The 13,731-nt window shown below is 68.2% G+C and carries 12 protein-coding genes; 6 read left to right on the forward strand and 6 right to left on the reverse strand.

Going from position 1 to position 13,731, the window contains the following annotated elements; genetic code table 11:
* Nucleotides 1-37: 37 nt before the first annotated feature.
* On the forward strand, nucleotides 38-745 hold the full coding sequence (locus ACGFIQ_RS27145) for an SDR family oxidoreductase (RefSeq protein ID WP_393248265.1): 708 nt from the start codon (nucleotides 38-40) through the stop codon (nucleotides 743-745).
* Nucleotides 746-888: 143 nt separating this feature from the next.
* Here the strand turns inward: ACGFIQ_RS27145 and ACGFIQ_RS27150 are convergent, their stop codons facing one another.
* The 3 genes from ACGFIQ_RS27150 to ACGFIQ_RS27160 form a co-directional block, all read right to left on the reverse strand.
* Nucleotides 889-1,218, reverse strand: coding sequence for a hypothetical protein (locus ACGFIQ_RS27150; RefSeq protein ID WP_393248267.1), 330 nt, complete (start codon nucleotides 1,216-1,218; stop codon nucleotides 889-891).
* A complete protein-coding gene (locus ACGFIQ_RS27155) occupies nucleotides 1,215-1,727 on the reverse strand; it encodes an ATP-binding cassette domain-containing protein (RefSeq protein WP_393248269.1) in 513 nt (170 codons plus the stop codon). The genes ACGFIQ_RS27150 and ACGFIQ_RS27155 overlap by 4 nt, the downstream gene beginning before the upstream one ends.
* A gap of 458 nt (nucleotides 1,728-2,185) precedes the next feature.
* Nucleotides 2,186-2,719: a phosphopantetheine-binding protein gene (locus ACGFIQ_RS27160; protein WP_393248271.1), complete on the reverse strand. Its 534-nt coding sequence runs from the start codon at nucleotides 2,717-2,719 to the stop codon at nucleotides 2,186-2,188.
* A 253-nt stretch (nucleotides 2,720-2,972) separates the two neighbouring features.
* Between ACGFIQ_RS27160 and ACGFIQ_RS27165 the strand changes: the two genes are divergently transcribed.
* A complete protein-coding gene (locus ACGFIQ_RS27165; protein ID WP_393248273.1) occupies nucleotides 2,973-3,281 on the forward strand; it encodes a phosphopantetheine-binding protein in 309 nt (102 codons plus the stop codon).
* Nucleotides 3,282-3,605: 324 nt separating this feature from the next.
* Nucleotides 3,606-6,644 carry a BTAD domain-containing putative transcriptional regulator gene (locus ACGFIQ_RS27170; protein WP_393248275.1) on the forward strand — a complete coding sequence of 1,013 codons (3,039 nt, stop codon included), beginning with the start codon at nucleotides 3,606-3,608 and terminating at the stop codon, nucleotides 6,642-6,644.
* Here ACGFIQ_RS27170 and ACGFIQ_RS27175 read toward each other — a convergent pair.
* Nucleotides 6,581-8,038 carry a class I adenylate-forming enzyme family protein gene (locus ACGFIQ_RS27175; protein WP_393248277.1) on the reverse strand — a complete coding sequence of 486 codons (1,458 nt, stop codon included), beginning with the start codon at nucleotides 8,036-8,038 and terminating at the stop codon, nucleotides 6,581-6,583. The two genes, ACGFIQ_RS27170 and ACGFIQ_RS27175, sit on opposite strands and share 64 nt — an antisense overlap.
* Nucleotides 8,039-8,397: 359 nt before the next feature.
* On the opposite strand from ACGFIQ_RS27175, the gene ACGFIQ_RS27180 reads away from it, so the two are divergent.
* The 3 genes from ACGFIQ_RS27180 (at nucleotide 8,398) to ACGFIQ_RS27190 (ending at nucleotide 12,336) form a co-directional block, all read left to right on the forward strand.
* Nucleotides 8,398-10,176: a condensation domain-containing protein gene (locus tag ACGFIQ_RS27180; RefSeq protein WP_393248279.1), complete on the forward strand. Its 1,779-nt coding sequence runs from the start codon at nucleotides 8,398-8,400 to the stop codon at nucleotides 10,174-10,176.
* A gap of 71 nt (nucleotides 10,177-10,247) precedes the next feature.
* A complete protein-coding gene (locus ACGFIQ_RS27185; RefSeq protein WP_393248431.1) occupies nucleotides 10,248-11,201 on the forward strand; it encodes a TauD/TfdA family dioxygenase in 954 nt (317 codons plus the stop codon).
* A gap of 364 nt (nucleotides 11,202-11,565) precedes the next feature.
* Nucleotides 11,566-12,336 (forward strand): thioesterase II family protein, encoded by a 771-nt coding sequence (locus tag ACGFIQ_RS27190; protein WP_393248281.1) that lies wholly within the window; start codon nucleotides 11,566-11,568, stop codon nucleotides 12,334-12,336.
* Nucleotides 12,337-12,462: 126 nt separating this feature from the next.
* On the opposite strand, the gene ACGFIQ_RS27195 is transcribed toward ACGFIQ_RS27190, so the two are convergent.
* Both ACGFIQ_RS27195 and ACGFIQ_RS27200 read right to left on the reverse strand, forming a co-directional pair.
* Nucleotides 12,463-13,077, reverse strand: coding sequence for a LuxR C-terminal-related transcriptional regulator (locus tag ACGFIQ_RS27195; protein ID WP_393248283.1), 615 nt, complete (start codon nucleotides 13,075-13,077; stop codon nucleotides 12,463-12,465).
* Between the two features lie 20 nt (nucleotides 13,078-13,097).
* Nucleotides 13,098-13,700 (reverse strand): response regulator transcription factor, encoded by a 603-nt coding sequence (locus tag ACGFIQ_RS27200; RefSeq protein WP_393248285.1) that lies wholly within the window; start codon nucleotides 13,698-13,700, stop codon nucleotides 13,098-13,100.
* Nucleotides 13,701-13,731 lie beyond the last annotated feature (31 nt).

The following is a 13,731-nucleotide window of genomic DNA, read 5'->3' on the forward strand; positions in this document are numbered from 1 at the left end:
TGCCCCTGACGTCAACGTGAGGTTTTAGCCTGGCGATATGCAAATCAACGGATCAACAGCTCTCGTGACCGGAGCTAACCGCGGCCTCGGCAAGGCCTTCGCCGAGGCCCTCCTCGCCCGGGGCGCCACCGTCTACGCGACCGCCCGTCGCCTGGAAAGCATCGACATCCCCGGTGCCATCGCGCTCCAGCTGGACATCACGGATCCCGCGTCCATCGAGGCCGCCGCAGGCAAGGTGGGCGACCTCGACATCCTCATCAACAACGCCGGCACCTCCACTGAAGCCCCGCTGCTCGGCCCCTCCACGGAGAACATCCGCCGCGACCTCGACACCAACTTCTGGGGCACTCTCAACGTCACCCGCGCCTTCGCGCCCAGGCTGGCCGGTGGCGCCATCCTCAACGTCATCTCGGCGCTGAGCTGGTACACCTTCAGCCCCGGCACCAACGGCTACGCCGCCTCCAAGGCCGCGGAGTGGTCCCTGACAAATGGCATCCGACTCGAGTTGGCCGACCAGAAGACTCTGGTCACCGCCCTGGCGCTGGCGATCGCCGACACGGACATGATGGCTGGCTTCGACATCCCCAAGCTCCCGCCCCACGAGGTGGTCGCCCAGGCCCTCGACGGACTGGAAGCAGGCAAGATCGAAGTCATCGCTGACAAGCCCACCGCCAACGTCAAGGCCTCACTCTCCCGCGATCCCGCCGACTTCTACGCCGACATCACCAGCAACCTCTTCGCCTGACTTCACCGGTAATCCGCCTGCCGGAGTAAGCGGCTTGGTCAACAGGCGTACGCCAGGCGGACGGCCCGGATTCTCCTGAAGCCGGGCCTCCGCCTGACCGCCGCAGGGATGCGGACGTCGAGCGAAGCCCCACCGCTCCACACCTACGAGGTGAGCGCGGTGGTTTCCTCGGGATAGCGCTGAACGAGGAAGCGCGGGTGGGGTGGGCTCTTTGGCCCGGCGGCGCGCACAGCGGTGGTGCCGACGACTTCGTCGCCCTTGGTCGCGACGAACAGGGCATGGTGGTCGGGACCGAGGTAGGTGCCGGCGAGGTCGATGACGTCGTGGTGCCAGTCGGACCGGTAGCCGTAGCCGAAGTCGCGGTAGAAGGTGTCGAGCATGACGCTGCGCGCCCCGTCGACGTGCCGGTGCTCGGCCGTTTGGAGCTCGTACGGCCCGACGCTGCGGTGCTGATGCATGATTCCTCCGGTCATGAGTTCGATGGTGCCGTGACGGTCGCCGCGTCGGGGTGGAGAAGCGCGCGGGTCAGTGGATGTTGTGCGTCGGTGAGCAGTGCGGCGGCGGGGCCACGGTCGACGACGGTTCCGTGGTCGAGAACGATGATGTGATCGGCGAGGCACGCCACGACGTCGCGGTCGTGGCTGATGACGATGAGAGTCAGTTGCAGGCTGCGCCGCAGGTCGTCGAGCAGGGTGAGGATGTGGTGCTGGGTGAGGCTGTCGAGCCCGGCGGTCATTTCGTCGCAGATGAGCACACGGGGCTCGCTGGCGAGAGCGCGGGCCAGGGCTGCGCGGTGCAGTTCGCCGCCGGAGAGCCGGTCGGGACGCTGGGTAACGGTGTGCTCTGCCAGGCCGACCCGTTCGAGGAGCTGGAGGGCCGTTCTGCGTGCCTGGTCGGGGGTCGCCTCACGCAGCCGTTGTGCGGGGCGGGCGGTTTGGTCGAGGACCGGGCGGTAGGGGTTGAAGCTGGCGCGGGCTGTCAAAGGCTCGGCCTGGCCGGTGCCAACAGGGCCGGCGGCGAGAACGTCATGAGGTCAACGCCCGTGTTCCCGGCCGGGTGCCCACCACCCGACGCTCGGCACCCAGTAGCCGCGCCACATGCTGCGCGAGTGCCCTCGGGACGTCGAGCCTGGCAGAGTAGGCGATCACGCGGAGCCCTCTCGAAGACTGGATTCTGTCGCAAAAGCCTGTCTATCGATGGCTCCACGCCCAAATCCAACACCGCCCGGTATGGACGTTACGCCCGCATCATCCCCACTCAGCCGCCGGACCTTGCTGAGATCACCTCATTCGACCGACGCGGACCATCACCACTCGGCATGCCACTGAGACATGAATATGTCTCAGTGGCATACCGCTTTCACCGAATAGCGCCTCCCGCCAACCCGCAGGCCAACCCATACCCGCACACGCGGGGACTTGCTGCGGCTCGCCTACTCAACTACTGCTGCTGCAGTACCCGAGGTTCGCTCAGAAGGCCGGCGACGCCGCGGATGTGGTAGGTGCTCATGAAGTCGTAGACGTCCAGCGCCCTGCCGAACTCATCCTCGATCTTCGCAAGGACCTCGACCGCAACAATCGAGTCGCCGCCGAGGTCCAGAAAGTCGTCGTGCACGCCGATCCACTTGAGGTTCATGGTGCTGGCCCAGATCGACAGGAGCCGCTCTTCGACGCCGTCGACCGGACCTTCGAACAGGGTGCACGTGCCGGCGATGACGGCGGACCGGACGTATTCGGTGTCGAGTGTGTTGCCGGCGAGCGGCATGGCGTCGACGAGCAGCACACCGTCCAATCCACAGCCCGCACCGAGCCGGTCCCACACGTAGCCACGAAGCTCCGGCCCGCTTACGTACTGGGAAAACTCGACCACGCCGATCGTGACGTCCCGATCGTCGTGGCGGATCGTCGTCGCCCGGGCATCACGCACGGCCGAATGTCCCAGCAGGGTGGATGCGAGCTCTGCCAAGCCAACCATCAACCGCTCCTTTGGTAACGGCGGCAATCCGAGCCGTCGGCGCGGATTGACAACAGTCGCCAATGTGCCACGGAAGCTTGAGTGGCCCCAGAGAAGAATCGGCAGAAGTTCCGGAAGTGGTTGCCTGCCGTTGCTTCTTGCCGCCTATCCTTGCCCGCGCCGGCCGAGCGAACCACAATTCTCCCGAGGGTGGCGAACCTGCGACTGTTCGCTATTCGACGCCATATTGTCGCCGGCCAGGGGGTAATGGACGATGAACGAGATCAACTATGCACAGTCGTCGCTCGTCGAAGAGGACAGGCCAAGCACTACTACGGAGCGGGTCATCGCCGAGGTGTGGGCCGAGGTACTGAATCTCGACGAGGTCGGGCGACACGACAACTTCTTCGATCTCGGCGGCCACTCGGTGCTCGCGACGCAGGCCGTGGTCAGGTTGTGCGTCGCCCTGGACCGGCAGCTGCCGGAGCGGGCCTTGTTCGACTGGCCGACCGTCGCGACTCTGGCCTCGGCCCTGCCCGGCTACCCCGTCGCCGAACAGACTGCGCCCATCAGGCGGCGGTGAGCGACAGGTCCGGTGGGCTCCGGGACCGAAGCAGCGCTGCCTCATCCCGCGGGTCGGACAAACCGATCAAGCCGGAACCACACGACATGCCGGATCCTCACGACATCGAGCGACCAAACTGTCGTTCATAATTTACCGGGGTTTCGTCCGTCACAGGTCATCAGTAAGACGATCTGTAACCGGTCAAGCCGCCTCCCGACGAATTGAGGTTACTCGCGGCATCCCTGCTCCGCGGCCCCGCTCGAGTACGCCCGGTTGCCGCCCGAACTTCCGGAACAAGCGTGATCGATGATCGTCGTTACGTGATACCGTATGCTGGCCGACATGGTGCGAGTCGAGTTCCGGGTTCTCGGAACATTGGAAGCCGTGGTCGATGGTTCCCCCGTGCCGATAACCTCCCCGCGGCAACGTATAGTGCTGGCCAATTTGCTGATGGCCGCCAACCATGTCGTGACCGTGGAAAGGCTGATCGGCGCAGTTTGGGACGATTCCCCGCCGACCAGCGCGCGTGGTCAGATCCAGATCTGCATCTCCGCGTTGCGCCGGGCTCTCGGCAGTCCGGAGATCATCGACACCAGCCCACTCGGGTACTCCATCCGGGTCGACCGTCAGCAGCTCGACTACCTCATGTTCGACGACGCTCTCGCCCGGGGCCGGTCCGCCGCAGCCAAAGGCCGGCTGGACGAGGCGCTGACGCACCTGGACCGCGCGATCGACATCTGGTCCGGACCGGCGTTGGGCGGAGTGCCCGGCCGAGCCGCCGAAGTCGTCTCCCACCGTCTGGAGGAGCGGCGGATCATGGCGCTGGAGGACCGCGCCGAGATCCGTCTGGGCCTGGGCGGTCATCGGGAACTGGTCGAGGAACTGGTCGAGTTGACCACAGACCACCCCCTGCGGGAACGCCTGTGGGGGTTCCGGATGCTCGCGCTGTATCGGTCAGGACGGCAGGCAGAAGCGCTGGCGACGTACCGTACGGCCCGCACCAACCTGGTGGGCGAGCTCGGCATCGAGCCAAGCCAGTACCTGCGCAAGCTGGAACGCGCGATCCTCAGCCAGGACAGCAGCATCAGCGGCGAAGTGGACGACAGGCGAACCGAGACCGCCACGAGCGTGCACCGTCCGCAGGAGTTGCCCGCAGATCTGCCGGACTTCGTCGGCCATGCGGCGCTGATCGGAACCCTGACCGCCACGCTGACCAGCGAGGACACCAAACAGGTGCCGATCGCGGTCATCACCGGCGCGCCGGGCTGTGGAAAGACCTCGCTGGCCCTGCACGTCGCGCACCTGTTGCGCGCCAAGTTCGTCAACGGCAGCCTGTACGCCTGCCTCTACGGGAGCACCACGCAGCCACGCTCGACCGAAGCCGTACTGAGCGACCTCCTGCACGGACTCGGCGTCGCCCCGGCGGCGATCCCGGTCGCACCCGGCCAGCGGATCAACCTACTACGGAGCCAGCTCGCGACGCGGCGGCTGTTGATCGTGCTGGACGATGTGGGCAACGAGGACCAGATCGCCGACCTGCTCCCCGGCGTGCCAGGCCCGGCGGTGCTGATTACCAGTCGCCGCCGGCTCGCCGGTATCCCGGGCGCCCGAGCCGTCGACGTCGACATGATGTCGGCCGACGAGAGCCTTACCCTGCTCGGCCAGATCTGCGGAGAGCAGCGGGTCGCCGCGGCGCCCGAGGCCGCAGCGGCGCTGACCGAGATGTGCGGTGGCCTGCCCCTGGCCGTGCGGATCGCCGGGGTCCGACTGGCTGCGCACCCGCACTGGGCCGTTGGCACCCTGCTGGACCGACTGCGCGACGAACGGTCTCGGCTGGACGAACTGTCCCACGGTGACGTCGCGGTCCGCTCGCTGCTCGCTGACGTGTACGAGTCCCTCACCGTACCGGCGCAGACCTTGTTCTGGCTGCTCAGTGCATTGGAGCTACACGAGTTCAGCGCCTGGACCGCGGCGGCTCTGCTGGACTGCGATTCGAGGCGGGCCACGGCGCTCCTCGACGAGCTCGTGGACGTCCGGCTGCTGGAGGCCCACCTTTCCGCGCTCACCAAGCAACCCCGATACCGATTCCACGAGCTGGTGCGGGTTTTTGCGAGCGAGCACCGGCTGACGCAGGACGACCGGGAGACCTGTATAGCGGCCGTCACCCGATCGCTCGGTGCCCTGCTCGCCTTCGCCGAGGAGGCTCATCATCGAATCTACGGGGGGCGATTCGCGGTTCTGCACGGCTCGGCACCCCGATGGGCCGGCGCACGTGCCGAATTCGACCGCTTCCTCGGCGATCCCACCGCATGGTTCGACGAGGAGCGCATCACGCTGGAGGTGGCGATCCGCCAGGCGGCAGAGCTGGGGCTGGACGAACTGTGCTGGGAGTTGGCCACCGTATCGGTTGCCATGTATGAAAGGCGCGGCCTGTTCGCCGAATGGCGTACGACTCACAACATCGCGCTGGAGGCCACCAGCAGGGCCGGCAATCGCCGGGGCAAGGCCGCCGTGTTGGCGTCACTCGGCTCGCTGGGCGTAGCCCAACACGCCGAGGACGATTGCGAGAACCTGCTGCACGCGATGAGCTTGTTCGATGCGGTCGGCGATCAGGCCGGGGTGGCGTTGACGCTGCGCAACCTGGCGCACCTGGACCGGATCCAGGGTCGACCCGACATGGCGGTGCTGCGTTACGGGCAGGCGTTGGAGAAGTTCCGGGCAGTCGACGACCTGGGCGCACAGGCCCACGTACTGAGTGGACTCGCGCGTAGCCACCTTGATCTCGGGGCCCCCGAGCGGGCCGAGATCCTGGCGAAAGAGTCGCTCGCACTGGGTGAACAGCTGGGTAACCGGCGCCTTCAGGCCCAGGCGTTGTACCGGCTCGGTGAGGTGTTTGCCGACTCAAAGCAGTCGCTGGCTGCGAAGGCTGTCTTCCAGTCGGCGCTGGATCTGGCTCGGGCACAGGACGACCGTATCGGCCAGTCCTACGCCCTGATCGGCCTCGGCGGGGCCGTGTTGGAGCAGAACGGGTTCACCGATGCCGAGATTCACTTCAGCGAGGCGGTCGAAATCTGCCGGATGACGCAGGAGCGGAATGTTCATGCACACGCCCTGTTCGGCCTCGGCCGGGTGTACCGGGGCCGGGGTGAGTTCGATACCGCGGAACACTTCTTCGTGCAGGCCGCGAACGCGTTCGCGATGCAGGAGAACAACCCTTGGCACTCACGTTCCATCGACGAGCTGGGCGCGCTGCGCCGGGCCGCCGGCCGGCTGACGACACAGAGCAACAAGAACGAGCCGGCCGGCGAGGTGGAGACTCAGCCCCGCTGGCCGGCCAGCCGCCACCGTTCGAGCTTCCCGGCGGCCGAGCGCGGCACCTGATCGACGAACGTGATCCGCGTCGGCACCTTGTAGTTGACCAGACCAGCCCGGCAGTGCGCCATCAGCTCACCGGTACTGACCGAGGCTCCCGGTCTGCACACGACGTAGGCGCCGACCGTAGAGCCCAGCACCTGGTCCTCGGCCGCCACCACCACGGCGTCCAGCACCGCGGGGTGTTCCAGCAACTGCGCCTCGACCTCGTTGGGGTAGACCTTCTCACCGCCCACGTTGATCACGTCGTGCCGACGGGGGGCGAGGAACAGATAGCCATCCGCGTCGAGCCATCCGAAGTCGCCGACGCTGGCGAAACCGTCGGCCGTCGTTTCGAGCACCTGACTGCCGAGGTAGGCGTCTCCTCTGGAGACCCGACCGGCGCGCATGAACACCTTGCCGGTCTGTCCCGGGCCGAGCCGGTTCCCGGCGTCGTCCCTGATGCTGATCTTCGTGAAGAATCCCCGGCCCACCGTGCCCGGCCGCTGTTGCCATTCGTCCCCCCGCACCAGGGTGCCGCCGATGTTCTCGGTCGAGCTGTACACCTCGTACAGGTGTTGCGGCCCGACCATCTCGATCCACCGCTTCTTGGTGAACGAGTCGCACGACGCAGCCGTGTGCATCACCGTACGCACGCTGGCGAAGGACGCCGGGTCGGGCTGGCGGAGCATCAGGATCGTGCGCATGTGTGCCGGGGTCAGCTGGATCCATTCCACGGCGTAACGCTCGACCAGCTCCACCGTCCACCCCGGCAGGAAGTACGGCGGCAGAATTGTGGTGTTGCCGTCGAGGAGCCCGTCCAGCAGCGTGGTGAACGGGGCCGCGTGGTGCAGCGGGCCGAGAATCAGTTGCCGCTGACCGGCCCGCCAGCCGGCGCGACGGCGCAGGGGCAACGGCACCTGGTGCGGATCGTAGCCGAGTGGTCCGGGCCGAATCGCGATCTTCGGCCGGCCGGAGCTGCCGCCGGTGGGCAGCAGGTAGGCGATCCGGCTGGCCATCGCCGCCGGCGACCGCGCCGGTCGTCCCGCGTCGGCGTCGGCGTCGGCCTCGGCGTCGATGAGTTGGGCCCGTCCGTACGTCTGACCGATGAAGTTGAGGAGCTTTTCCCGCTCGGGTACGGGTGAGGCCGGGTTCAGCGGCAGCAGTGGCAGTTCCGCGGAGAGGACGGCCACGATGTCGACCACCGACTGGATCGTGTTGTTCGCCTCGATCGCGACCACGCCCGGACCGGTCTCCCGGGCGGCGGCGTCCACCAGTGCGTCCGCCCGCCGGCCGCTCCGCTCGGCCAACTCCCGCCACGTCAGCACCTGCTCGACGAAGTTCTCGTCGAAGCCGACGACCGCAGGCCGATCGGCTGACATCTCCGCGATAGCGGTGATCCGCTGACGGATCGATACGCTCATTCGAGCCTCCCACAATCGAGTGCGTCGTCATCCACCCAGCGGTCGGCGACCTGCCGGATGAGCCGGCCGAGTGGACGAAACGCAGACCCACCCGGCAGACCTGGCCGGCGCACACATGATGGACGCAGGTCGATGATGGCCCGCCAGGGCCGGCACACGCAGAGAACAACCGGCAGAACAACGCACAGGACCCAGCCCCGAGTCGCTGCCGGTCCTTCTCTACTGCGCGGCGTGCAGCGCTCAATAGCCTGGCGCACATGGTCTCACCAGGGCACATCGACAGTGCCGCGCCGAGCACCCGGACGACGCGGACCCACCAGGCAGCCGGAACCCGCGCGCCCCGGCGTCGGGGGCGATCGGTGAACCTGGTCCCACGGCCACCGGTGACCGTGCGGTTCCACGGAACGCGATCGGCCGAGGGGCCCCTCAACATCGGCCAGTACAACATTCTGCAGTGGCTGCGTCGTGAGTCGGAGCAGTTCTTCGCGGCCGTCGCGGGGGAACTCGACATTCCGGCCGCGACCGTGGTCGATGACGTCGCCCGAGTACTCGCGGTCCTGATCGAGCGGCACGAAGGACTACGTACGACCTACGTGGACGGCTTCGAACCGCAGCAGTTCGTGCACGCCACCGGCGAGCTTGTCGTCGAGGTTTACGCAATCGAGGCCGCTGACCCACAACTCGTCGACCGGGCCAGCCTGGCCAGAGACCTTACCCGGCGGTTGCGCGCCGCGGGGGCGTACCGCATCGGCGAACTGCCGGTCCGGGTCGCCCTCGCGGTGTCGTCCGGTGACGCGTCCACCAGCTCCGCCGGGGTGGTGCAGGCCGCGGTGATCGGCTGCTCGCATCTCGCGGTCGACTATCAGGCCATGGAGATCATCAAGCGGGAGTTCGCGGACCTGATCCGTGACCGCGATGCACGACCGGCCGGCGGACCACCAATCCAGCCGTTGGACCTGGCCGCCCTGGAACGTTCGCCCAAGGCCCTGCGGCACGAGGAATCGGTGCTGAGCTACTGGAAGGACCGGTTCGCCCGCATCCCGCAGTGCCTGTACCCGGTCCCGCGGGTCGCCGCCGGCACCGGGTCGGTCTCCGTCGAGATGACCTCCACCGCAGCCGGGATGGCGTTGCGAGCGGTGACGGCGCGCACCAGGACGAGTCGCGCCAGCGTCGTGCTGGCGGCGATCGGCGCGGTGCTCTCGCACCGGACCGGCGTACGGGAACTCGTGCTCCCCACCCTGTCGGCCAATCGTTTCGAGCCGCACCTTCGGCAGCACGTCGGCAGCCTCGCGCAGCTCGCGTCGATCACGCTCACGATCAGTGACACCACCTTCGACCGGCTGGTCCGGCAGGCGTGGGCTGCTGTGGTCGACGCGAGCCGGCACGGCCGTTACGACGTGGACCGGCAGAGTGCCATCGCACGCCGCATCGAGCACGAGCGCGGCGTCGTATTCGATTGCGAACCGCTGTTCAACAACCTTGTCATCGAGTCCGGTCGGGCGGCGGGACGGTTCACGGCACCGGTACCCACGCCGGATGAACTGGTCGCCGCGCGACGCGCGACGCAGCTGCGGCGGCAGCCGATGCCCGCCGGGACCACGCTGATCCGCTTCGATCTCTACGGCACCGACGGACAGTTGCGTCTCGGCTGTTGGAGCAGCGACACCGGCCGTATCCCCGACGACGAGGTCGAATCGCTGCTCCTGGCGGTCGAGAACCTGTTGATCGCCGCCGGGTCCGCTGACCTCGGCGCCCGAGGGATCCGCGACTCGATCCCGCTCAGCCCGGTACAGCGGGGCCCCGGCTGGCTGCTCGTGGACGGCTGCTGGATCGAGGTGGCCGAGGTGCAACGGTTGCTCGACGACAGCCTGCCGTCGACCGGTGCCAGGATCTTCGCGGAGGTGGACGGCCTGCCGTTGGTCGCTCATCTGGCGCGGACCGAGGCCATCCGCACCCCCGAACAGGCGCACGCCGCTTGCCTGGCAGCGGTGAAGGCGTATCCGACGGCGATGACACCACGGCGCTACGTCATCTGCGAACGCGTCCCGGACAACCCCGACGACCCGGCCGCCTGGCTCGACGTGTGCCGCCAGGGATCCGGCCGACACGTCGGAGCCGGCGACCCGGAGCCCTGTTGATCCGACCCGACCACCAGATGCAATGAAGGGAGCCGACGGTGACCACGAGCAACGTCACGCCCGTACGCCACATACCCGTGGTATCAAGCGATGAGTCGATACTGCCCGCTGTGCTGACCGCGCCCAGCAGTGGCGTACCGGCCGAGAGTCAGATCGACGGGATCCGGGACTCGGTCCGTCGGCAGCTGCACACCCACGGCGCGGTCCTGCTGCGCGGCTTCGACATCGGCAGCGTCAGCGGGTTCGAACGGGTCGTCCGGGCGGTGTCCGGTGCGCCGCTGTCCTACGCCGAGCGGTCGTCACCGCGTAGCACCATCGAGGGCCAGGTCTACACCTCGACGGACTACCCACCGACCGAGGAGATCTTCCTGCACAACGAGAACTCGTACCAGGCGACCTGGCCGCTGACGCTGTTCTTCTACTGCATCACCCCGCCCGACACGCAGGGTGCCACGCCGCTGGCCGACACCCGCCGGATCCTACAGTCGATCGATCCGAGCGTGCTGGAGGAATTCACCCGGCGCGGCTGGACGGTGGTACGCAACTTCACCGAGGGCTTCGGGGTGCCGTGGCAGCAGGCGTTCAACACCACCGACCGGGCGGAGGTCGAGCGCTACTGCGCGAGTAGCGGTGCGGAGGTCCGGTGGGTCGGGCGCAACGGCCTGCGTACGACAGCCCGCCGCCGGGCGGTGCACCAGCACCCGGTGACCGGCGAGACCGTCTGGTTCAACCACCTCACGTTCTTCCACGTGACCACGCTGCCCGAGGAGGACTGCGAGGGGCTGCGGGAGATGTTCGACGAGGCGGACCTGCCCACCAACACGTACTACGGCGACGGCGGGCGAATCCCCGACGAGGTCGTGGCGCACCTGCGCGACTGTTACCGAGCCGCCCAGCGCCGCTTCGACTGGGAGCGCGACGACGTACTGATCGTCGACAACATGCTTGCGGCTCACGCCCGTGAGCCGTTCACCGGGCCACGCAAGATAGCCGTGGCGATGGCCGAACCATTTCCGACTTCGTGAGGAAGGTGGCACCTGACCGACGGAGGGACACCGCTGCGGCGGCCCTCCGTCGGCCTGCCCGGGAGAGACTGATCAGCCCCACGGCGTGTCGCCGGCAACAGCGACCACCGACGTGGCCGACGAGACGATCAGGCGCGGACCGGAAACCGTTGAAACCAGCAACTCAGTACCCCTTGTCTGCTTCGGTTCTTGTGCCGGCTGCCGCCGACAGGAACGAAGCTATGGCCGGCCGTTTTCGGCTCCCCATCACGACGCTTTCCTCGCCGGCGGCTGCCTACCCGATCGGTGATAGCGGTGTGGAGGTGCCCGGGACGACGGTTGGGCAAGAATTGCCTACTCTCCGTCAACGAAGGCGACCCTCCTCATGGCCTCATGGTTGGACCAGCGGACCGCTCCGCATGTCGGCACCGCAACGCTGATCTGCATACCCAGCGCCGGTAACGGTGACTTCCAGTTCGACCGATGGCCCGACACCGTCGGCCCGTGGTGCGTTGTCCGCCCGCCGGTCGTGGGCGACCTGGGCGGCGAAGCACCGGGAACGCGGTCTGCGGCCCAGCCCCCTCCAGGGTTGCCGGAGCGGGCCGCGGAGCTCGTGGCGGACCTCAGGCGCCGAGGGGTCGAGAAGTTCGCGTTGTTCGGCCACGAGGGTGCCGCGCTGCTCGGCTACCAGGTCGCGGTCGAGCTGGACCGGCAGGGCGCGCCGGCACCGCTGCGCCTGTTCATCTCGGGCTGTCCCGCACCCCAGTTCTTCAGCCGCTATGCCGGCGAGGCGCACACCGAACCGACCGACGACGAACTGACCGAGCGGGTGCTGGCGACCGCAGTGGCCATGGGCACCATCCCGCTGCCGTCGATCGTCGCGGCCGGCGCACGGGCGCTCCGGGCCGAACTGGCCGCGTTGCGGGCCTATCAAGTGCCCCACCCGGCGCCGCTGCGCTGTCCGCTGACCGCGATTCGGTGGCTGGACCAGGGCATCGAGGCGGAGGTGGTGGCCGGCTGGTCGGCGTACGGCGACACCGATCTGGTGCAGCTGCCCGGATCCGGATTGAGCTATGCGACCGAGCCGGCCGATCTGTTGCGGGTCATCGGTGACCGGATGCCGGCCGCTGACCGCCGTCGGCCAGCCGAGTGGTGACGACGGCACGGTCGCCTCGCCCGCGCAGCCTCCGCTGGTCGGCTGCCGGCCGTCGAAACGACCAACCGCACCCGAGTGACACGTCGTCCGTGGCTGCACGCCGGTGTGCACCCACGCACGACGGGCTCAGATCAACCCGGCCGCTACCCCACAGGCCACGGCGTGGGCGCGGTTGCGAACCTGCAACCGCGCCATCATGTCGTAGATGACGTTCTTCACCGTGTGGTTGGAACACAGCAGCGACCGGGCGATCATCGCGTTGTCCTGGCCCTCGGCCATCAACGCGAGCACCCTCGTCTGACGGGGCGTCAGCGGTGACCGGCCGGCCGTCCAGGACGTTTCGGCCTGGTTCGGCGTACCGGTGCCACCGAGCACCCCGACCAGCACCTCGTGCGGCAGCCGGACCTCCCCGTCCCGGGCGGCCTGCACCGCAGCGGCCAGTCGGCTCGGTGTGACGTCGGCGAAGCGGAGCATCACCAGAGTCCCCGAACGCAGTACGCGTACCACGTCCGTCGGTGAGAAGCGGTCGGCGACCAGCAGCGTCCGCTGCGCCGTGGACCGCGGCCGCGCCGGGCAGGCCGTCAGCGCCTCATGCACCGTGTCGACCGCCGTGAGGATGACGGTGTCCGGTGATTCGTACGGGTCGGGCACGGGTGTGACGCCGGCACGCCGCAGCGCAGCCAGCACCTCGGCCCGGATGGTCGCGTTCGGGGCCACCACGTGTGCAGTCGATGCCATCATTATCTTCTCCTGTTCGCCGTTCACAACATCCCGGCCCGCAGGGCGAAGGCCACCGCGTGGGCCCGGTTGCGCAGCCGGAATCGTCGCGTGATGTCATGCACGACACTGGTCACCGTTCGCGTCGAGTAGCACAGCTCCTTGGCGATCTCACCGGTCTCCCGGCCCTCGGCGATCAGCCGCAGCACCGCGCGCTCGCGGTCGGTGATGTTCGACGCCAGGGTGCCGGCCGGAACCGCCGGCGCGGCGAGCAACCGGTCGAGCATGTCCGGCGAGACCGTGCAGTCCCCCTCACCGGCGGCCAGCACGGTGCGGGTGAGCCGCTCGGCGGTCGCCTCCCGGCGCCGAAGCAGGCCGCGCGCACCCGCCGCGATGGCTCGCAGCGCGTCAGCCGGCTCCACCTCGGGCACGACGAGCACCACCTCGGGCCGGTCCGCGCCAGTGCGGACGGCCCGCACCGAATCCAGCGCGTCCTGGCCCAGATGGTCGACCACCAGGACCGTGACCGCCGCCCTCTCCCGCGTTGTCACCACCACGATGTCCGGGCACCCGAGCATCGCGCTCGTCACGCCCGCCTCCAGCACGGGGTCGGTCGCCATGACGTTGACCCACATCGGTTCGCCCATCACGCCTCCTTCGTCGTCACGCCGAGGCGTG

This window comes from Micromonospora sp. NPDC048898 (genome assembly GCF_043198035.1).
Taxonomy (GTDB): domain Bacteria; phylum Actinomycetota; class Actinomycetes; order Mycobacteriales; family Micromonosporaceae; genus Micromonospora.

Bases quoted from the DNA above. Each gene is read 5' to 3' on its own strand.
- ACGFIQ_RS27145 (WP_393248265.1), top strand. From the start codon at position 38: ATGCAAATCAACGGATCAACAGCTCTCGTGACCGGAGCTAACCGCGGC.
- ACGFIQ_RS27150 (WP_393248267.1), bottom strand. From the start codon at position 1,218: ATGACCGGAGGAATCATGCATCAGCACCGCAGCGTCGGGCCGTACGAG.
- ACGFIQ_RS27160 (WP_393248271.1), bottom strand. From the start codon at position 2,719: ATGGTTGGCTTGGCAGAGCTCGCATCCACCCTGCTGGGACATTCGGCC.
- ACGFIQ_RS27165 (WP_393248273.1), top strand. From the start codon at position 2,973: ATGAACGAGATCAACTATGCACAGTCGTCGCTCGTCGAAGAGGACAGG.
- ACGFIQ_RS27170 (WP_393248275.1), top strand. From the start codon at position 3,606: ATGGTGCGAGTCGAGTTCCGGGTTCTCGGAACATTGGAAGCCGTGGTC.
- ACGFIQ_RS27175 (WP_393248277.1), bottom strand. From the start codon at position 8,038: ATGAGCGTATCGATCCGTCAGCGGATCACCGCTATCGCGGAGATGTCA.
- ACGFIQ_RS27190 (WP_393248281.1), top strand. From the start codon at position 11,566: ATGGCCTCATGGTTGGACCAGCGGACCGCTCCGCATGTCGGCACCGCA.
- ACGFIQ_RS27195 (WP_393248283.1), bottom strand. From the start codon at position 13,077: ATGATGGCATCGACTGCACACGTGGTGGCCCCGAACGCGACCATCCGG.
- ACGFIQ_RS27200 (WP_393248285.1), bottom strand. From the start codon at position 13,700: ATGGGCGAACCGATGTGGGTCAACGTCATGGCGACCGACCCCGTGCTG.